Genomic DNA, 19,203 nt, shown 5'->3' on the forward strand with positions numbered 1-19,203 from the left:
CCCGCTCCCCGCAGCTCCCGTGGCCCTCCCGACCCTCCGAGCGCAGCGACCCGTGTCCCTCTGGACGCGGATCGTCGCGCTCATCTCCCTGCTGCTCGTGGCGGGCACGGTCATCACGGGCAGCCTCTCGCTGTTCCTCCTGAACCGGACCCTGATCCAGTCGGTCGACTCGAACCTGCACTCCGGCATGGGCGAGATGCTCTCCCTCGCGCAGAAGGAGATCTCCGAGGACGATCCGTCCGCGCGCTCCGGGTACATCCCCGTTGAGTACGCGGTGGAGATCCGCAACGAGCAGGGCGAGTCGATCGTCCACGAGGTCTTCCTCTACAACGACGACGACGTCACGGTCACCTTCCCGCAGCTCACGGACCAGCAGATCCTGGACCGCGGCGGGAAGCCGTTCACCGTGCTGGACTCCGCCGAGAACCGCTGGCGGGTCGCGGCGATGGTCAACACGGGGCCCGACGGCGGCACCGTCTACGTGGCGCTGCCGCTCACGGGCGTGGACCGCACCATGCACGAGATGGCCCTGATCATCGTGCTCGTGGGGACCCTCGTGGTGCTCGCGGGCATGGGGCTCGGCGGCTACATGGCGCACCGCTCCCTCGAGCCGCTGCAGGACGTCGAGGCGACCGCCTCCCAGATCGCCGGCGGCGACCTCTCGCGCCGTGTGCCCGTCACCGACACGAGCCTCGAGGTGCACGCCCTCGCGATCTCCCTGAACGAGATGCTCGTGCGCATCGAGCAGGCCTTCGCCGCGCAGTCGGACTCGGAGGAGCACGCGACGCGCAACGAGGCGAAGATGCGCCGCTTCGTGGGGGACGCCTCCCACGAGCTGCGCACCCCGCTCGCGGCGATCCGCGGCTTCGGCGAGCTGTACCGGATGGGCGCCCTGCGCTCGGACGAGGACGTCGCCCAGGCGATGCGCCGCATCGAGGACGAGGCCCGCCGCATGGGCTCCCTCGTGGAGAACCTGCTGCGCCTGGCCCGGCTCGACGAGAACCCGACGCTGGACCTCGCCCCCGTGGACCTCTCCGACGCGCTCTTCGACGCCGCCCAGGACCTCCGGGCGCTGGACCCGAGCCGCCAGGTCATGGTCGTGAACCTCGCCGGGGTGCCGCTGCCGGTCTCCCCGCACCAGAGCGTGGGCGTGCTCGGCGACGAGGCGTCCCTGCGCCAGGTGATCCTCAACCTCGTGGGCAACGCGAACCGGCACACGCCCAAGGGCTCCCCCGTGGAGATCGCGGCGGGCACCACGACCCGCGGCACCGTGCGGCTCGAGCTGCGCGACCACGGCGACGGCATCGAGGCGGACCAGCGGGAGAAGGTCTTCGAGCGCTTCTACCGCACCGACTCCTCGCGGGTGCGCATCGCGTCCCAGGGCGGCGGCGCGGGGCTCGGCCTCTCGATCGCGGCGACGATCGTGCAGCAGCACGGCGGCACGATCGGGGTCATGGAGACCGCCGGCGGCGGCGCGACCTTCTGGGTGGAGCTGCAGGCGGCGACCGTGGACGAGGAGCACCTCTCGACCCCGGATCAGGTGCGCCCGCTCACCGACTCCCCGTCCGCCGACTCCGAGGATCCCGGCCGCGAGTCCTGAGGCAGGCTCAGCACCTGTCCGGTGAAGCCCGGCGCGCCCCGGTCCCGGGTGTGTGCGTCGAGCAGGGCGAGCATCTCCTGCGCGGCCTGCCGGCCGGCGGCGTCGTGCGCCTCGACGCGGGGCGCGCCGCCCGGCGCCTCCTGCGAGAGCCGGAACGCGCCGGCCGGTGCCTGACCTGCCGGGGGCAGCGGATCCGCATGGCCGATCGGACCGAGCACGAGATCCGTCGGCACCATCTCGAGGCCGAGGTCCGCGGCGTGCTCGGCGGTGCGCCGGGCACGGGCGGCGGCCCGGTCCCGCAGCGGCACGCGCAGCCCCGACCGCAGGAGCGCCCGGGTGAGCTCCCCGGCGCTCACGAAGCGCACGCCGGCCGCCTCGAGGTCCCCGCGGGCGGACTCGGGCCAGTCGTAGTGGTCGAGGTCGAAGGCGCGCGGCGTCAGGCCGCAGCGTGCCGCCGCCGCGTGCAGCTCCTCGAGGGAGGCATCGGAGATCAGGTGCCCCCAGAGCAAGCCGTGGCGGGGCCAGCGCGGGGTGTCGGCGAGGACGGTCATCGTGCGCCGACGCTACTCGCATCGGCGCTCCGACGGGCGCCGGCGGGCGTGGCGGACCCGGCGAGGCGGCGCAGCACCGCCTCGAGCGGTCCGCGGCGGCCCGTGCGATGCCAGGCCGCCGCCGCCAGCAGGGTCACGAGCCACGTGAGCGCCATGATCGCGGAGGCGCCGGCGGAGCCGAGCCGTGCGCCGAGGTCGAGCATGTACGGCGGGAAGAGCAGGGAGGCGGCGAGCGACTGCGCGACGTAGGCGCTGAGGGCCGTCGCCCCGAGGGCGGTGAGCGCGGTGAGCGCGCGGCTCCTCCCCCACCGATCCGCGACCAGTGCGCACAGCGCCGCCGCGCCGACCGCCCCGGCGAGCCCGCTGACCTGGTGCAGCACCCCGAGAACGCCGAGCACCACCTCGTCGCCCAGCACCTCCTGCCGCGGGTCGAGGACGAGCACGGCGGTGAGCGGGACGGCGCCCGCGAGGCCCACGAGCACGCCCCAGCGGGCGAGCGTCCGCAGCTGGTCCGCGTTCTCGCGGGGCAGCTCCAGCAGCCGGAGCGAGGCGGCCACCGCGCCGAGCGCCATCGGCGCGAGCAGCCCGATCTGCTCGACGGGGGCGAAGGCGAGGGAGCGCAGCGCCTCGTGCGCGCGAAGCGTGACGCCCTCGCCCCAGCTGCCCGCCGCGGCGGTCGGGTAGCCGTCCCCGCCGCCGAGGGCGATGGTCGCGTCGACCCAGCCCCAGAGCCCGAGCGGGGCGAGGCAGACCATGGCCGCGAGCAGCAGGGCGAGGCGGCCCCGGGTCGCGAGCAGGGCGCAGGCGGTGCCGATCACCGCGTAGGAGACGAGGATGTCCCCGCTGAACAGCAGGATCGCGTGGAGCATGCCGATCGCGCCGAGCACCGTGAAGCGGCGCAGCATGCGCAGGGCGAAGCGGCCCGGCCGCTCCCCCGCCGCGAGGGACCGGCGGTGCATGATGCCGATCCCGTAGCCGAAGAGCAGCGCGAACAGGGGGAAGCCGCGGTTGTCCGCGAGCAGGGCGACGAGCACGTCCACGGCGCGGTCCCCGGCGGAGGCGTGGGTCTGCTTCAGCAGCACCGTCCAGCGGTCGCCGTGGAGCCAGCCGACGGTGTTGGCGAGGGCGATGCCCAGGAGTGCCGCGCCGCGGGCGAGGTCCGGCCCGGCCGCGCGCTGCGCGAGCGGGACCGAGCCGACGCTCACCGGGCGGCGGGGGTGCCCTGGTGGTGGCGCAGCAGCCAGCGGTCCCCCTCACGCAGCCAGAGCGAGCTGCGCAGCACCCGTGCGCCGTCGGCGTCGCGGGTCGTGAAGGTCAGCAGGACCACGCCGGGGGCGATCTCGTCGGCCACGAGGTCCTCCGCCTCGACGCCCTGGAGCGGGCCGATCTCCTCGAGGATCTCCTCGCGGGTCCAGGCGCGGCCGCTCGCGCCGATCTCCGAGAACCGGGGGTGCAGGAGGGCGGCGGCGCTCGGCGGGTCGGAGCGCAGGCGGTCGTCGAGCAGGGCGAGCTCGTGGGCGGTGACCTGCTCGAGGACGGTGCCGAGGGTCGGGTCCGGGCCCGTGCCCTCGGGCGCGCCGCAGCGGGCAGGCGGGGCGGGGGCGTCGCCGGGTCCTGCCTCGTCGAAGAGGCTGAAGAGGTCGTCCACCGCGGGCGCAGCGGGCGCTGCGGGGGCGGACGCGGGGCCGACGCGAGCCGCCGTCGGCCCTCCGCCCGCACCCCGGTAGCCGGGGCCGACCTCCGGATCCTGCTTCTTGGAGTAGGCAGTCGCGGCGGCGTTGGCGCGGCGGTCCGCCGCCTCGTTCATCGCATGGCCGGCGTGGCCCTTGACCCATTCGAACTCGACGCTGCGGCCCACGAGGGCGCGGTCGATCGCCTGCAGCAGCTCGACGTTCATGACGGGCTTGCCGTCCTTCTTGCGCCAGCCCTTGCGCTTCCAGCCCGGCATCCACTTCGTCACGGAGTTGATGACGTACTGGCTGTCGCACAGCACGTGCAGGTGCTGATCGGCGTCCACCGCCGTCGCCTCGAGGAGGTCGAGGACGGCCTTGAGCTCGCCCATGTTGTTCGTGCCGTGGGGCCAGCCGCCCGCGCGCCACGTACCCTCGTCGATGTACCAGGCCCAGCCGGCGGGACCGGGGTTGCCGAGGGCGGAGCCGTCGGCCGCAGCGGTGATCGTCATGGCCGCCATCGTTCCACAGCCAGGAGGGACACCCGCCGTGAGCACGCTGTCGTCGCTGTGGCATTCCCCGCGCCGCCGCCTGCTCGGCAGCGCCCTGATCGGTGCCGTCGCCGCGGTCCTGACGGGACTGCTCGCCGGTCCGGCACTCGCCGCGATGACCGGGGTGACCGTGGCGGAGGTCGTGTTCCTCGTGTCCTCGCTCGCGGCGGTCCTGCCGATGGACGCGGAGAGGACTCGTGCGAACGCCCGCCGCGAGGACCTGCGGCCGGTCGCCGACGAGGCGCTCGTCGCGGCGCTGTGCGTGCTCGCCGTGATCACGATGGTGACCCTGCACCTCGGGGCGGGCGGCGCGGCCGTCAGCACGATCGGCTCGGTGATCACGCTCGTGGGGGTGTTCGGCGCCTGGGCCTGCATCCAGCAGACCTACGCCCTGCACTACGCCTACCGGTACTACCTCGAGGAGTCGGGCATCGATTTCCATCAGGACGTCGACCAGGAAGGTGCCGACGCCCCGACCTTCGGAGACTTCCTCTACTTCAGCTACGCGATCGGCATGACCTACGGCGTCACCGACAACGACGTCTCCGACCGCGCGATCCGCATGATCGCGTGGCGCCACGCGGTGATCTCCTTCGCCTTCGGCACGATCCTGCTGGCCGCGGCGGTGAACCTCGTGGCGGGCTTCTTCAGCCCGGCGGGCTGAGCGCTCCCCGGCTCAGGCGGTGCGGGCCCAGACCCGCGAGCGCCACCGCAGCACGGCGAGGGCGCCGCCGAGCACGACCACCGCCCCGATCGCGGTCCCGATCGGGACCGCGAAGACCCCGGCTCCGAGCAGTCCCGCCACCACCACCGGGATGCCCATGCCGACCATCGCGGCGACGTAGAAGCAGGCGTAGGAGATGCTCGCGCGGGCCCAGAGCACCGTCGAGGAGTGGTGCAGCGCGTCCCGGCCCACCCAGATGTGGGACCACAGCACGGCCCCCGCCCACATGACCGCATCCGGTCCGAGGGGCCGGGTGACGATCGCGTCGTCGTACGGAACATGGTGCGCGTGCAGGAGGATCACGATCGCCGCGAGAGCCAGCAGGAGGAGCTGCAGGGCGAGGACCAGCCCGGTGCGGGCGCGCACGTGGGCGGCCCGGCCGATCCCGAGGCTCCCGCGCAGGGCGGCCTCGCGCAGCGGCTCCCGCGCCCCGAAGGCGACCGGGACGCCCACCGCCATGAGGATCGGCACGACCCCCACGAATGCGATGCCGCCGAGGGCGAGCAGCAGCACCACGAGGGCGAGCGCGCCGCCGAACCACAGGACGGGACGCTGGAGGACGAGGTCGAGCCGGAGGGCGCGGAGGGACGGGGACTCGTGACGCGCGGTGCGCGGTGCGGTCGTGGTCATCGGACGGCTCCGGTGGTGGTGCGCGCGGCGAGGGTGAGCCGGACCAGTTCCCCGAGGTCCGGGGTGCGCAGGGCGGTCCTCGACGGCAATCCCACGGCGTCCTCGCTGCGCATCAGCAGCTCCGCGGCGCCGCTCGCCCCGAGCGGCCTGGTCCCCGGCGGTGCCTCGGAGGCCATGGGGGAGGTCGCGACGACGTGCTCCTCGAGCAGCTCGTCCACGGCGCCCTCGAGCACGGTCCGTCCCGCATGGAGCACCATCAGGTGGTCGGCGAAGCGGTCCATCCCCTCGAGATCGTGGGTCGACAGGACGATCGAACGCGAGGGGTCCTCGGCGAGGAGGTCGCGGAGCAGGTCGATCAGCGTCGCCCGGGCGAGCGGGTCGAGCCGGGCGAGCGGCTCGTCGAGGAGCAGCAGCCGGGGGCCTGTCGCGAGTGCGTGGGCGAGGGAGAAGATCGTGGCCCGGCCCGCGGAGAGCGAGCGGATCATGGCCTTTGGGCGGATCCCGTTGCTGCCCAGCATCTCGAGGAAGGCCTGCCCGTCGAAGTCGTCGCCGAGTCGGCGATGCAGGGCGACGACGTCCCGGGCGTGCCACTCCCCGGGGAGGAGGGGCTCGTCGGGGACCAGTGCGACGCCGGGAGGGGCGGGCAGCTCGGCCGGCCCGACCGTGCTGCCCAGCACCTCGATCGTGCCGGCGACGGGGCGCACGGCGCCGACGAGCGCACGCAGCAGCGTGGTCTTCCCTGCCCCGTTGGAGCCGACGAGCGCGGTGATCATGCCCTCGGGGGCGTGGAGGTCGGCGTCCTCGAGGGCGCGGGTGGGGTCGTGGAACCTGTTGCGGAGATGCGGGAGGTCCACGGCGAGGTGCTCGACACGGACGGCGGGGGTGGGGGTCATCGCTCCTCCTCGAGGGCCCGCGCGAGACGGTCCCGGAGCTCGGGTGAGGGGATCCCGGCGGTGCGGGCGGTGCGGGCTGCGTCGGCGAAGGCGGCGTCGATGCGCTCGAGCGCGCGCTCGCGGAGCTCGTCCTCGGCCTGGGCGCGCACGAAGACGCCCTTGCCGCGCACGGCGTCGGCGAGGCCGTCGGCCACGAGCTCGTTGTAGGCGCGGGTCGTGGTGATGACGCTGACCCGGAGGTCGCGCGCGAGCACCCGGATCGAAGGCAGCGCCTCCCCCGGGGCGAGGTCACCGCGCAGGATCGCCTCGGCCAGGCGGACACGGATCTGCTCGAAGAGGGGCTCGGGCGCAGAGGGGTCGAGCTGGATATGCATGCCCCTCACCCCGCCCCCGCCAAGCGCTCTCACTGTTCATAGACACTATGAACAGTGAGAGCGGTTCCGTCAAGCGGCATCGTGCGGCACGGGCCGGACCTCAGCCGACGGGGCGCTCGTAGGTCGCGTAGACGTGGGCGCGGCGGAAGCCGACGGCGTCGTACAGCCGGGTCGCGCCGGTGAGGGACTCGGCGTCCACCTCGAGCTGCGCGCCCGTGAAACCGGCCTCCGCGCCGGAGGCGAGGGTGCGGGCGAGGACGGCGCGGGCGAGTCCTCTCCCGCGGGCCTCGGGCCGGGTGCCGACGAGGGCGACGTGCAGCACGCCGGGACGGTCCTCGGAGGTGATCGCGTAGGCGAGGACGGTGCCATCGGCGTCCACGGCGATCGTGCTGTGCTGCGGGCGCGCGGTGTGCGAGGTGGTCCACAGCTGCCAGGTCTCGGCGTCGATCGGCGTGGAGCCCCAGTGGTCGGCGAAGGCGGCGACGTGGGCGAGGCGCACGGCCTCGCTGCGCTCCGCGGACGGGGCCACGAGCTCCACACCCTCCGGGGCGGGCACCTCGAGGACGACGCCGGGGAGCCCGCGCTCCATCTCGAGCCAGGAGCGCACCCGGCGGTAGCCGCGCCGCTCGAGCACGGGGCGGACGTCGGCCCCGCCGGTGCCCGCGTCGCCGCCGGAGCGGGGGTCCCGGCCACCACCCGTGCGCAGCACGGCCGGGACGCCCGGGTGCCGCTCGGCGGCGATCGCCGCGCCGCGGGTCTCGATCCGCCCGAGGATCCCGGTGCCGTGACCTCGGCGCCGGTGGGAAGGGTGCACGCCGCCGCTCAGCTGGACGCGGGCACGACCGTCGCGGTCCGGCGCGGCGGAGACGGTGACGAGCCCGAAGCCGATCAGCTCCTCGCCCGCGCGCACGGCGACAGTGTCATGCTCGAGGTCGAGCCGCGGGGTGCGGAGCCATTCGTGCATGCTCGGCTCCTCGACGGGTTCGCCGAGCTCGTCGTGGCGGTCGATCGCGTTGAGCAGGGCGGTCAGCGCGGGCACGTCCGCGGCGCTCAGGGCGGACCAGGTCACGGGGGCGTCGGCGACGTTCACCGGCTCATTCTAGGGAGCCCTTCGCCGGCTTCCTGTCGACGCTCACATGGCTGCGGGAGTCCACGGTGAAGGCGGAGCGTCCCAGTCTGCCCAGCGCGACTCCCGCTGAAGCCGGGCGAGCGGCGCGTCGGCGTTGCGGAAGCAGGCCACCTGTTGCTCCCGGCTGAGCAGGTTCGTGATGGTGGTGAAGACGAGGGAGACGAGGGAGAGCCCCGCCCCCGGGCTCAGCCCTCCTGCTCGTACGCGGCGGCCTTCTCCTGCACGGCGCGGAGCCGGGCGAGGTCGAGCTTGCGGCCGCGCTCGAAGTCGACGATGCCGTTCTTCTCCTGGAAGACGTCCGTCATCTGCGTGTAGCAGTAGGCGAACATGCGCGGGTCCTCGAGCAGCACACGGGTGAGGCCCTCGAAGCGCTCGTAGAGCTCCTCCTCGGAGGCGATGCGCTGGCCGTAGCCCCAGGACTCGGCGGCATTGTTCCCCGCGCGCTCCGCCTCCGCGGCCCGGCGGGCCTCCTCCTCGTTCCACCAGATGCCGCCGTACTCGGAGACGAAGTAGGGCTGGCCGGCGTAGGGCAGGGAGAAGCCGCCGTCCGCGTAGGGGTAGTCGTCCGGGCCCAGGTCGCGGCGGTTCGCGAAGGGCTTCCCCTCGGCGAGGCCCGCCTGCTCGACGCGGAAGCGCTCCGGGTCCTGCTCGTAGGAGTGGGAGTCGTAGACGTCCGCCCCGCGCACGCGGTGGGAGTAGCCGGAGGCGTCGAGCACGGGGCGGGTGGGGTCGGCGAGCTTGGTCGCGTCGTACATCGCCTGGGTGACGTCGTCGAGCTGGGTGAGGCGGTCGTGGAGCAGCTGGTGGGTCTCGTTCAGCGGGCACCAGCCGATGATCGAGGGGTGGTTGCGGTCGCGGGAGACGGCCTCGACCCACTGCCCGATGAAGGAGGCGGTGGGCTGCTGGTTGTCGCCGTCGGGCCCGCGGCCGGAGACACCCCAGTCGCCGAACTCGCCCCAGGTGAGGTAGCCGTGGAGGTCCGCCCAGAAGTGCATGCGCTCCTCGAAGACCTTCTGGTGCAGGCGGGCGCCGTTGAACCCGGCCTCGAGGGCGAGGCGGATGTCGGTCGTGAAGGCGGAGTCCTCCGGGGTGGTCATGAAGGTCTCCTCCCAGTAGCCCTGGTCGAGGACCAGGCGCTGGAAGACCTTCTCGCCGTTGATGCGGTACTCGTGGCCGCTCAGCGTGGTGGAGCGCAGACCCGCGTAGGAGGAGACCTCGTCGATCACGGCGCCGTCGGCCCCGCGCAGCGTGAGGGTCAGCGCGTAGAGCTCGGGGGTGCCGGGGCCCCAGAGGCGCACGGCGTCCTCGGGGATGGTGAGCTCGAGGTGGGGCGCGAGGTCGAGGTCGGCGCGGACGCTCGTGCGGGCGATCTCGCCGCCGCCGGGCTCGCTCGCGACCACCTCGATGCTCGTGCCGGGGACGGCGCGATTCAGGGGCACGTCGAGAGCGAAGGAGTGCGAGGCGAGCGACGGGGTGATGCGCACGGTGCGGATCTCGTGCGCGGGGACGCCCTCGAGCCAGACCGTCTGCCAGATCCCGGTGGTGCGGGGGTAGTTGGCGTGCGTGGGACGGAACCAGGTGGACTGCTTCCCGCGGGCCTGGGCCGCGTCGCGCGGGTCGCGGGCGCGGATCACGAGGGTGACCTCGGCGCCGGGGCCCACACCGGGGACGGTCGAGAGGTCGACGCCGAAGGAGGTGAAGCCGCCGCGGTGGCGGGCGACCTCCTGGCCGTTCGCCCAGATCGTCGCGTCGTGGTCGACGGCGCCGAGGTGGAGGACGGGCCGCAGCCCCTCCCAGGTGGCGGGGACCGTGATCGTGCGGCGGTACCAGACGGCCTCGAGGAACTCCCGCTCGCCGATCCCGGAGGCGGCGGTCTCCGGGGCGAAGGGGACGGTGATGGTGCGCTCGAGCTCGCGCTCGATCAGTCCGCGCTCGCGACCGGTGTCGCCGCGGTCGATCTCGAACTGCCAGGTGCCGTTGAGGTTCAGCCAGGCGGCCCGGTGGAACTGGGGGCGCGGGTGCTCGGGGCGCGGGACGTCGGCCGCCTCGGAGAGCGGGGCGTCGAGCGCGGAGGCGAGGGCGTCCGCCCGGGCGAAGAGAGCGGCCAGCTGCTCGGGCAGCGCGGGGGTGGTGGTCACGAGGACTCCTGGGATCGACGGTGATCGGGGGCGTGCGGGTGACGCCGGGGACCATTCCACCGCAACCGCCACAGGATTGCAACGTGGGAATCCCGGCGTGGACTGGGGCCGACGGCGGCGCCGCCGTCCAGGGCGCCCGCTCAGGCGCCGGCGCTGCTCGAGCCGCGCACCACCAGCCGGTGCGCCACGATCCGCTCGGTGCCCGCGCCGTCCTCCGCGAGGGCCGCGTCGAGGGCCGCGTCGACGAGGGCGTCGAGGTCCGGGGCGATCGTCGTCAGCCCCGGTCGCGACCAGGCGGATTCCGCGATGTCGTCCCAGCCCACGACGGCCACGTCCTCCGGGACCCGCAGCCCGCGCTCCTGCAGCGCATGCAGCGCGCCGAGCGCGAGCAGGTCGTTGCCGCCGATCACGGCGTCGAAGCGCAGGCCCTCCTCGAGCACGGCGAGCAGCGCGTCCCGCCCCGCCTCGCGGGTCCAGCCCGGGGCCTCCCGCTGCAGCTGCTGATCGGGGTGGAGCTCCGCGAAGCGCACCGCCGCCCGGAAGCCCGCCAGACGGTCCGTCGCCGTCGACCGCACCGCGGACTCGGCGCCGAGGAACAACAGCCGCGAGCGGCCCTCGGCGACGAGATGACGGACCACGTCGGCCGCGGAGGCGGCGTTGTCGATCACCACGTGGGTGACCTCGCGGGAGGCGGGCAGCAGCTCCCCCAGCAGCACGAGGCGCGGCCCGCCCTCGCGGTGCGGGAGCACCGAGGGGTCCAGCGCCGAGGGCGAGATGACGACGGCGTCCACGGGCCGGCGCACGAGGCCGCGCACGTGGGCGAGCTCCGTCTCCGGGCTGTGCAGGGACACCTCGACGCTCACCGTCCAGCCACGCTCACGGGCGGCGGACTGCATGCGCTCGGCGAGGCGGGCGAAGTACGGGTTCTGCAGCTCCGGCACGACGAGGGAGAGCGTGCGCGTGGGGCCGCCGCGCAGGTCACGACCCAGGGCGTTGGGCACGTAGCCCAGCTCGTCGATCGCCGCGAGCACCCGGTCACGGGTCTCCGCCCGCACCACCGGCCGCTCGTTGACGACGTTCGAGACGGTCTTCCAGGACACCCCGGCGCGCTGCGCCACGTCCTTGATGCTCACCCTGCGCGCCACGTCGGCCTCCTCGTTCGTGCTGCCGGAATCATCCCATGAGCGGTGGGCCGCACGGATATGTCACAAGCGGGGGCCGCTCCGGTGACCTGGGGCGTCGCAGGGCCTAGAGTCGATGGAGCGTGCCGTCCTCCCGCCGCGGCACAGGTCCCACCCGCACGCGGTGGTGACAGCGCCGGCCGGAGGCCGCGTCCCGGAGATCCCTTCCCTGACGCGCCGGGCGGAACGAACCTCCAGAACGGATACCCGTTGACCTCCCCCGACTTCGCCCAGCTCGGCGTCCCCGCCGACCTCGTCGCCGCCCTCGCCCCGCAGGGCATCACGACCCCCACCCCCATCCAGTCCTCCACGCTGCCGGACTCCCTCGCCGGCCGCGACCTGCTGGGCCGTGGCCGCACCGGTTCCGGCAAGACCTACGCCTTCCTGCTGCCGCTCGTCGCGCGGCTGCTCGCCGACCCGCGTCGCCGCTCCGCGCGCCGCCCCCGCTCCCTGATCCTCGCTCCCACCCGCGAGCTGGCCTCCCAGATCGCCGAGTCGCTGCGACCGCTCGAGAAGGCCGTGGGCCTCCGCAGCACCGTCGTGTTCGGCGGCGTGGGTCAGAACCCGCAGGTGCAGGCGCTCGCCGGCGGCGTCGACGTGCTCATCGCCTGCCCGGGCCGCCTCCTGGACCTCATGGGCCAGGGCCACGCGGACCTCGGCGGCGTCGAGATCACCGTCATCGACGAGGCCGACCACATGGCCGACATGGGCTTCCTGCCGATGGTGCGCCGCATCCTCGCCGCGACCCCGAAGAAGGGCCAGCGGATGCTGTTCTCCGCGACCCTCGACTCCGGCGTGAACAAGCTCGTCAAGGAGTTCCTGCACGAGCCCGTCACCCACTCCGCGGATCCGGCGACGAGCCCCGTGGGCACCATGGAGCACCACGTGCTCGAGGTGGCCGCGAACGACCGCTTCGACGTGCTGCGCGACCTCGCCGCCGCCCCCGGCCGCACCATCATGTTCACCCGCACCAAGTACGGGGCGAAGAACATGGCCCGCAAGCTGCGCGCCCAGGGCGTGGGCGCCGTGGAGCTCCACGGCAACCTCTCCCAGGGTGCCCGCACCCGCAACCTCGAGGCCTTCAGCGACGGCACCGCCTCGACGCTCGTGTGCACCGACATCGCCGCGCGCGGCATCCACGTGGACGAGGTGGGCCTCGTGGTCCACGCCGATCCGCCGGTCGAGCACAAGGCGTACCTGCACCGCTCGGGCCGCACGGCCCGCGCGGGCGAGAGCGGCACCGTCATCACGGTGCAGACGCCGGACCAGAAGAAGGACGTCCACGACCTCATGCGGAAGGCGAACATCCGCCCGACGCACCACCAGGGCGTCCGCGTGAGCAGCGACGTGCTGCGCGACCTCGCCCCGGGCGAGCGCATCATCTCCGACTCCCCCGTCGAGGCGCCCTCCGGCGAGCAGCCGCAGCAGGCCTCCTCCGGTGGCGGCCAGGGCGGTCGCGGCGGTCGCGGCCAGGGCGGCGGTCGCGGTCAGGGCGGCGGTCGCGGTCGCGGTCGCGGCGGTCGCGGCCAGGGCGGCGATCGTGAGCATGGTGGTCGCGGCGACGGCGAGCAGAGCGGTCGCTCCGGCGGTCGCGGACGCTCCGGCGGCCAGGGCCGTTCCGGCGGTCAGGGACGCTCGGGCGGTCGCCAGGGCGGCTCCTCCGGCGTCTACTCGACCTCGAGCGGCGAGCGGCCGAGCGGCGGCCTCGCGGCCTTCTCCTCCGGTCGCGGCCGCTGATCCGACCTCGCACGAACGGCCTCGGGCCAGTGGCACCGCCACCGGCCCGAGGCCGTTCCCCTATGGTGGGCGGTATGCCGCAGCAGACCCCGCCCCGCTCGATCGACCAGGTCCTCGCCGAGGCCCGCGCCGGCGCGAGCCCCGTCGAGCCGGAGGCGCTGCCCGCGGCGATCGCGCGCGGCGCCCACGTGTTCGACGTGCGCTCGGCCGTGACCCGGGAGCCGGAGGGTCACATCCCGGGGGCGGTGGTCGTGGAGCGGCTCGTCCTCGAGTGGCGCCTGGACCCGCAGGGCGCATGGCGGATGCCGGGCGGTCCGGGCTACGACGACGAGGTGGTCGTGGTGTGCAACGAGGGCTATCACTCCTCGCTCGCGGCGCGGGACCTGCGGGCGCTCGGCTTCCACCGGGCGACGGACCTGCGCGGCGGCTTCCGCGCCTATGCGGCGGCCGGGCTGCCGGTGGCCGCGGAGCCGGACCGGTACGTGGACTGACCTCCCGCCCGGCCGGTGCTCAACGCAGCTCGCGCTTGAGGATCTTGCCGGTCGCCGTCATCGGCAGCTGCGTCTCGAGCACGATCTCGCGCGGGTACTTGTAGTCCGCCATCTGCTCCTTGGCCCATGCCGTCAGCTCCTCGACGCCGATGCTCGCGCCGTCGGCGAGGATCACGTGGGCCCGGACCTCCTCGCCGAGCCGGTCGTGGGGGACGCCCACCACGGCGGCGAGGGAGACCTGCTCGTGGCCCATGAGCACCTCCTCCACCTCGCGCGGGTACACGTTGTAGCCACCGCGCACGATCATGTCCTTCGAGCGGTCCACGACGTAGTAGAAGCCCTCCTCGTCGCGCCGGCCCAGGTCACCGGTGCGGAACCAGCCGTCGCGGAGGACGGCCTCGGTCTCCTCGGGGCGGCGGAGGTAGCCGGTCATGACGTTGTGGCCGCGCACGATGATCTCGCCGATCGCGTCGGCCCCCTCGACCCGGCCCCAGTCGGGGTCCGTCGGGTCGATGAGGTCCATCTCCACGCCCCACACCGGCAGCCCGATCGAGCCGGGGCGGGGGCGGTCCGCGAGGGAGAAGCTCGCCACCGGGGAGGTCTCGGAGAGGCCGTAGCCCTCCATGATCGAGATGCCGAGGCGCTCGCGCACCTCGCGCAGGATCTCCACGGGCAGCGGCGCCCCGCCGGAGACGCCGAGGCGCAGGTGCTCGGTGAGACGCTCGGCGATCCCCTCTCCGCCACCTGCGGAGAGCTGCCGCAGCAGCGCCCACCACATGGTGGGGACGCCGGCGAAGACGGTCACCCGGTGCGCGAGCAGGAGGTCGAGAGCCTGCTGCGGGTCGAAGCGGGGGAGCAGCACGAGGGTCGCCCCGAGCGAGAAGCCGGAGGTGAGGTTCACCGTCGCGCCGAAGGTGTGGAACAGGGGCAGCGCGACGAGGTGGGTGTCCGCCCCCGGCTTGGAGTCGAACAGCCGGTTGCAGGTGAGCGCGTTCATCAGCTGGTTGGAGTGGCTGAGCTCGGCGCCCTTGGGACGGCCGGTGGTGCCGGAGGTGTAGAGCACGACGGCGGTGTCCGTCTCGCGGCGCTGGACGGTCTCGAAGCGCGTGGGGAGCTCGGCGACGGCCGCGGCGAGGGTGGGCACGCCCTCGTAGGGGCTGGGGGTCGCCGGATCCGCCGTCATGAGCACGACCTGCGGCGGCCGGGCCGCCTCGCGGGCGCCCTCGACCATGAAGCGGCCGATGGGCAGCTCCTCGGTGCCCTCGAAGCAGAGGGCGGCGACGGCCTCGGCGTCGTCGAGGAAGTAGGTGATCTCGCGCGGCTTGCTCAGCACGTTGATGGGGACGACGACGGCGCCGACCTTGAGGATGCCGAAGTAGGCGATCGGGAACTGCGGGAGATTGGGGCAGCTGAGCACCACACGGTCCCCGGGGACCACGCCGAGGGAGACCAGGAGGTGGGCGACCCGGTTCGCGGCGGCGTCGACCTGGGCGTAGGTCAGGGAGGTCTCCCCGAGCACGAGGGCCGGGTGGTCGGGGACGGTGCGGGCGCTGTCCTCGAGGGCGACGGCGAGGTTGTACATGGGTTCTCCTCCACGGACGACGGTGTCAGGGTGGCCACACGATAGCGGGGCCGCGTCGATGTCGGCCCTGCCACAGCCGACGATTCGTCAGTTGCGCGAGTGACGAAACGTCGGGGAGGATGGCCGACGTGCCGACACCTCCCCACCCCGCACCGAGCGGTGCCGCCCCTGCGGGCGCTCCCACCGAGCCACAGCTCGCCGCCGCCGCGGACACCTTCTCGATGCTCGCGAGCCCGGCTCGGCTGCATCTCGTGCAGCTCATGAGCACGGGCCGCTACGACGTGGGCGAGCTCGCCGAGAAGGTGGGCCTGAGCCTGCCCACCACGAGCCAGCACCTGCGCAAGCTCCGGCTCACCGGCATCGTCTCCGCGACTCGTGAGGGCCGGCACAGCTACTACACGGTGGACGATCCGCACGTGGTGGAGCTCGTCGAGCAGATCTTCGAGCACATCGCCCCCGACGGCTCGCTCGCCCCCGATCCCCCGCGCAAGGAGCGCCGATGACCACCACCACCCGTCCCGCCTCGGAGCGCGTGGACCTCACGAGGTTCGCGTGGCTGTCGATCGCCGCCGCGATCCTCACGATCTCCCTCAAGGCCGGCGCCTGGGTCATGACGGGCTCCGTCGGCCTGCTCTCCGACGCCGCCGAGTCCGTCGTCAACCTCGTCGCCGCCGTCGTCGCGCTGATCGCCCTGCGGGTCGCGATCCGTCCCGCGACGGAGCGCTTCCTCTACGGCCGCGCGAAGGCCGAGTACTTCTCCGCCGCGGTCGAGGGGGTCATGATCTTCGTGGCGGCGGCCGTGATCCTCGTGAGCGCCGTCGAGCGCTTCATCCACCCGCGGCCGATCGAGAACGTCGGCTGGGGCCTCGCGATCAGCGTCGTCGCGAGCCTCGTCAACGGCGGCGTCGCCCTGGTGCTGCTGCGCGCGGGCCGCACGCACCGCTCGATCACCCTGCGGGCGGACGGCAAGCACCTCATGACCGACGTCGTCACCAGCGCAGGCGTGCTCGTGGGCGTCGCGCTCGTGGTCATCACCGGCTGGGACCGGCTGGACCCGGTCGTCGCGTTCCTCGTGGGCGTGAACATCATCGTCACCGGCGTCGGCCTGATCTCGGAATCCGTCTCGGGACTGCTCGACAAGGCGCTGCCGGAGGAGGAGAACGAGGTCATCACCGAGATCCTCCGACGTCGCACCGACGGCACGGTCACCTTCCACGGCCTGCAGACCCGCGAGGCGGGCCAGGAGCGCTACATGAACGTGCACGTGCTCGTGCCGGACGAGTGGACGGTCAAGCAGGGCCACGACTACATCGAGGAGCTCGAGACGGAGCTCATGACGGCTCTGCCGTCGCTGCGCGTGCTCACGCACCTCGAGCCGATCTCCGATCCGGCGAGCTACGAGGACATCCCCGAGGCGCACGTCCCGATCCACGGGGACGACGAGACGGCACTGCGGCCCCCGCAGGCCTGACGGTCGCGTCCCCTACGGTGACCGGGACGCCGAGCGGGGATCTCGGCCGAGCGACGAGCATCAGGGGGATTCCATGACCACCTCACCCATCGCGCCTGATCCGCGGCGGGGCACCGGCCGCAGGGACCCGTCGTGCAGGGCGAGCTCGTGCCGGTCGTGCAGCCCTACGGCATGCCACAGCAGCAGGCCGGGCATCCTCAGCACGCGCCGCTCCATCCCGGGCCGATCCAGCCGTACGCGGCACCGGCCGCCTACGGCCCTCCCCCGGTGATGATGAGGTCGGCGCCGAAGAGCGTGGGCGTGACCTTCGTGCTCACCTTCTTCTTCGGGGTGCTGGGCATGTTCTACGCGACGACCTCGGGCGCGCTGATCCTGCTGGGCGTGACGCTCGGCGCGATCGTGCTCGCGGTCGTCGTGATCGGCATCCTCTGGGTGCTGACACTGGGCTTCGGCGCCGCACTCTTCGCCTTCGTCCCGCTCATCGGGGTCGCGGCGTGGATCACGAGCATGATCTGGGGATGCATGGCCGCCTCGCGGCACAACGAGCGGCTGGCGGCGCAGTACGCCGCGGCCGGCTACCGCCCGCCGGGGTACTGAGCCGCACCGTCCCGGGACGCGGGGCAGCGACTCAGAACGGCGGGTCGGGTTCCGTGGGTGGTGGCGGTTCATCACCGCGGAAGGCATCGCCCGGTGGACCGTTCCGGCCCGCGGTGATCGCCTCGGCGACGCGGATCCTCTCCTGGAACCGGTCCCAGACCCGCTGGTACGTCGCGGCGAGGACGCTGGTGACGAGGTCGGAGTTCTTCTGGACGTCCACCCAGTCGATGCCGCCGGCAGCCCACCGCGTGGAGGTGCCGTCCGGGGAGCGCTGGGGGTCCAGCGCGCCGTCCGTCTTCATCCGGTGGTGGCTCCGGCAGAGCCCGTGGAGGTTCTCCGGCGAGGTGGGGCCGCCCGCGGCGGGATCGAGATGGTCGAACTCCTCGATGTGGTCCCATTCCCCCACGTGGAGCACGGTGCGATCGCAGCCCGGCACCGCGCACACGGGGTCGATGAGCCTCAGGTGCTCGATCATCGCCGCGCTGGGCCGGTACTGCTGGGCCGCGACCGGCAGGAACTCGCCGGTGATCGGATGGGTCAGGACGCGATGCCACACGGTCGCCCGGGCGCAGAGCGTGCGGGCCATGTCGATCGGGATCGGATGCACTCCCTCGAGCGTCGCGGGGGCGTCCGACATGCCGAGCAGGGAGAGGACGGGGACGGTGAGGTTCATCCGCAGCGGCATCGACGGGATCTCGACCCCGTCGGTCGCGATCGGGCTGCGCGTGAGCAGCACGTAGCGGAGTGCCCGCAGCGACATCGGCCGCCCGCTCGCGGCGACCTCCCCGTCCCGGTCCCAGGGGATCTGCCGGTCCTGGCTACCGGCGGCGATCCGCTCGAGGGCGTGCCGCTGCGCGTCCTGCACGGCGCGGGCGGCCTGGTCCAGACGCGTGCTGAGGTCGAGGATCTCCGGGATCGGGCCGACGATGGTGAGGAACGCGGTCCCGTCCGGTGCGGGCGAGTGCTCGAGGAAGACGTCCCGCCGCGATGCGGGGTCGCCTCCGGCGCCGACCTCGGGGTCGAGCCAGGTCACGAGGTGCTTCACGAGGGTCCGGAAACGATCCGGGGACAGCGACTCGACCCGCCACCCCGCGACGGTCTCGTCGACCTGCCGCCGCTGGGCCCCGGGCAGGTCGCGCACGGCGCGGACGAGCTGGTCGAACCATTCCGTGGGCAGGTCCCCCGACTCGACCCGGGCGAGGCACGCGGGCAGATCGGTGACCCCGATGTAGGCGTCGTGGAGCCGACGGGTGGCGCGGCCGATCCGGGACCGCAGCACCAGCCCGGCGGCGATCCCGTTGCCGCCGTCGTCCCCGGAGGCGCCGTCCCACAGGGGGGCGAGGTCACGGAGCTCCTCGATGTAGAGGTGGGCGTGCACGGTGCGGCGCCGCTCGAGGACACGGCGGAGGACCACGACCTCCGCCGAGCTCTCCGCGAGATCCCCCTTCGCCGCGAGGTTCTCGGCGGTCACATGGCTGCGCCCGCGGGGCGGCCGACGGAACCGGTGGGAGAGCGCGGCGCGATCGGGCCCGACGGGCCCCTCGGAGCGATCGGAGCGATCGGAGCGATCGGAGCGATCGGAGCGATCGGAGTGATCGGCGCGATCGGGGAGCTCGCCATCGGACGGGGTCGAGCCGTGCGGTCGCGTCACCGTCATCACCCACCACTCCTCCCCGAAGCATCTGCCCGGCGCTCTCGCGCACTGCACGGAATCAGTGAGAACGATGAAACTCACCTTGCCCCCACTCCCCTCATTTTAGAACAACCGTTCGCCGATCGCCAGCATTCTCGACGACCTACCCGAGAATGTGGACGACCACCCTCGGGGGAGGAACGATCCGCGGCGTCGGCGAGGGCAGGCCGCGAGCGGCAGCAGCCCCAGGA

General features: G+C 73.5%; 19 protein-coding genes. 7 read left to right on the forward strand and 12 right to left on the reverse strand.

The window, feature by feature from the left end; all coding sequences use genetic code 11:
• The first annotated feature begins 52 nt into the window (after positions 1–52).
• Positions 53–1,600 carry a HAMP domain-containing sensor histidine kinase gene (locus tag C1N80_RS14795; RefSeq protein ID WP_240811158.1) on the forward strand — a complete coding sequence of 516 codons (1,548 nt, stop codon included), beginning with the start codon at positions 53–55 and terminating at the stop codon, positions 1,598–1,600.
• Here C1N80_RS14795 and C1N80_RS14800 read toward each other — a convergent pair.
• The 3 genes from C1N80_RS14800 to C1N80_RS14810 are packed head-to-tail and all read right to left on the reverse strand — an operon-like array spanning position 1,537 to position 4,333.
• Positions 1,537–2,151 carry a DUF4031 domain-containing protein gene (locus C1N80_RS14800; protein WP_137771475.1) on the reverse strand — a complete coding sequence of 205 codons (615 nt, stop codon included), beginning with the start codon at positions 2,149–2,151 and terminating at the stop codon, positions 1,537–1,539. The two genes, C1N80_RS14795 and C1N80_RS14800, sit on opposite strands and share 64 nt — an antisense overlap.
• Positions 2,148–3,356, reverse strand: a complete 1,209-nt coding sequence (locus C1N80_RS14805; protein ID WP_137771476.1) for a DUF418 domain-containing protein — start codon at positions 3,354–3,356, stop codon at positions 2,148–2,150. Before C1N80_RS14805 ends, C1N80_RS14800 begins: the two co-directional genes overlap by 4 nt.
• Positions 3,353–4,333 (reverse strand): ribonuclease HI family protein, encoded by a 981-nt coding sequence (locus tag C1N80_RS14810; RefSeq protein WP_137771477.1) that lies wholly within the window; start codon positions 4,331–4,333, stop codon positions 3,353–3,355. Before C1N80_RS14810 ends, C1N80_RS14805 begins: the two co-directional genes overlap by 4 nt.
• 37 nt (positions 4,334–4,370) lie before the next feature.
• Between C1N80_RS14810 and C1N80_RS14815 the strand changes: the two genes are divergently transcribed.
• On the forward strand, positions 4,371–5,036 hold the full coding sequence (locus tag C1N80_RS14815; RefSeq protein WP_168198127.1) for a DUF1345 domain-containing protein: 666 nt from the start codon (positions 4,371–4,373) through the stop codon (positions 5,034–5,036).
• Positions 5,037–5,048: 12 nt separating this feature from the next.
• Here C1N80_RS14815 and C1N80_RS14820 read toward each other — a convergent pair whose 3' ends face one another.
• From C1N80_RS14820 to C1N80_RS14845, 6 genes are all read right to left on the reverse strand, one after another.
• Positions 5,049–5,726 carry a hypothetical protein gene (locus tag C1N80_RS14820; protein ID WP_137771479.1) on the reverse strand — a complete coding sequence of 226 codons (678 nt, stop codon included), beginning with the start codon at positions 5,724–5,726 and terminating at the stop codon, positions 5,049–5,051.
• Positions 5,723–6,619, reverse strand: coding sequence for an ATP-binding cassette domain-containing protein (locus C1N80_RS14825; RefSeq protein ID WP_137771480.1), 897 nt, complete (start codon positions 6,617–6,619; stop codon positions 5,723–5,725). The genes C1N80_RS14820 and C1N80_RS14825 overlap by 4 nt, the downstream gene beginning before the upstream one ends.
• Positions 6,616–6,993, reverse strand: a complete 378-nt coding sequence (locus tag C1N80_RS14830) for a GntR family transcriptional regulator (RefSeq protein ID WP_137771481.1) — start codon at positions 6,991–6,993, stop codon at positions 6,616–6,618. Before C1N80_RS14830 ends, C1N80_RS14825 begins: the two co-directional genes overlap by 4 nt.
• A gap of 100 nt (positions 6,994–7,093) precedes the next feature.
• Positions 7,094–8,083, reverse strand: a complete 990-nt coding sequence (locus tag C1N80_RS14835) for a GNAT family N-acetyltransferase (protein WP_137771482.1) — start codon at positions 8,081–8,083, stop codon at positions 7,094–7,096.
• A gap of 224 nt (positions 8,084–8,307) precedes the next feature.
• Positions 8,308–10,260, reverse strand: coding sequence for a glycoside hydrolase family 2 protein (locus tag C1N80_RS14840; protein WP_137771483.1), 1,953 nt, complete (start codon positions 10,258–10,260; stop codon positions 8,308–8,310).
• 140 nt (positions 10,261–10,400) lie between these two features.
• Positions 10,401–11,405: a LacI family DNA-binding transcriptional regulator gene (locus tag C1N80_RS14845; RefSeq protein WP_137771484.1), complete on the reverse strand. Its 1,005-nt coding sequence runs from the start codon at positions 11,403–11,405 to the stop codon at positions 10,401–10,403.
• A gap of 246 nt (positions 11,406–11,651) precedes the next feature.
• Here C1N80_RS14845 and C1N80_RS14850 point away from each other — a divergent pair, with 246 nt between their 5' ends.
• Positions 11,652–13,178 (forward strand): DEAD/DEAH box helicase, encoded by a 1,527-nt coding sequence (locus tag C1N80_RS14850; protein ID WP_137771485.1) that lies wholly within the window; start codon positions 11,652–11,654, stop codon positions 13,176–13,178.
• Between the two features lie 74 nt (positions 13,179–13,252).
• On the forward strand, positions 13,253–13,669 hold the full coding sequence (locus tag C1N80_RS14855; protein ID WP_137771486.1) for a rhodanese-like domain-containing protein: 417 nt from the start codon (positions 13,253–13,255) through the stop codon (positions 13,667–13,669).
• Positions 13,670–13,688: 19 nt separating this feature from the next.
• On the opposite strand, the gene C1N80_RS14860 is transcribed toward C1N80_RS14855, so the two are convergent.
• On the reverse strand, positions 13,689–15,251 hold the full coding sequence (locus tag C1N80_RS14860) for a long-chain fatty acid--CoA ligase (protein ID WP_137771487.1): 1,563 nt from the start codon (positions 15,249–15,251) through the stop codon (positions 13,689–13,691).
• A gap of 128 nt (positions 15,252–15,379) precedes the next feature.
• Between C1N80_RS14860 and C1N80_RS14865 the strand changes: the two genes are divergently transcribed.
• Both C1N80_RS14865 and C1N80_RS14870 read left to right on the forward strand, forming a co-directional pair.
• A complete protein-coding gene (locus tag C1N80_RS14865) occupies positions 15,380–15,754 on the forward strand; it encodes a metalloregulator ArsR/SmtB family transcription factor (protein WP_240811159.1) in 375 nt (124 codons plus the stop codon).
• Positions 15,751–16,722, forward strand: coding sequence for a cation diffusion facilitator family transporter (locus C1N80_RS14870; RefSeq protein WP_137771489.1), 972 nt, complete (start codon positions 15,751–15,753; stop codon positions 16,720–16,722). Before C1N80_RS14865 ends, C1N80_RS14870 begins: the two co-directional genes overlap by 4 nt.
• 60 nt (positions 16,723–16,782) lie before the next feature.
• Here the strand turns inward: C1N80_RS14870 and C1N80_RS15600 are convergent, their stop codons facing one another.
• Positions 16,783–16,926 carry a hypothetical protein gene (locus C1N80_RS15600; protein ID WP_168197977.1) on the reverse strand — a complete coding sequence of 48 codons (144 nt, stop codon included), beginning with the start codon at positions 16,924–16,926 and terminating at the stop codon, positions 16,783–16,785.
• Positions 16,927–17,022: 96 nt separating this feature from the next.
• Between C1N80_RS15600 and C1N80_RS14875 the strand changes: the two genes are divergently transcribed.
• Positions 17,023–17,319, forward strand: coding sequence for a hypothetical protein (locus tag C1N80_RS14875; protein WP_240811160.1), 297 nt, complete (start codon positions 17,023–17,025; stop codon positions 17,317–17,319).
• Positions 17,320–17,350: 31 nt separating this feature from the next.
• Here C1N80_RS14875 and C1N80_RS14880 read toward each other — a convergent pair whose 3' ends face one another.
• Positions 17,351–18,790, reverse strand: coding sequence for an HNH endonuclease signature motif containing protein (locus tag C1N80_RS14880; RefSeq protein WP_137771490.1), 1,440 nt, complete (start codon positions 18,788–18,790; stop codon positions 17,351–17,353).
• Between the last annotated feature and the right edge of the window lie 413 nt (positions 18,791–19,203).

The sequence above is a fragment of the Brachybacterium sp. SGAir0954 genome (assembly GCF_005490785.1).
Classification (GTDB): Bacteria; Actinomycetota; Actinomycetes; order Actinomycetales; family Dermabacteraceae; genus Brachybacterium; species Brachybacterium rhamnosum.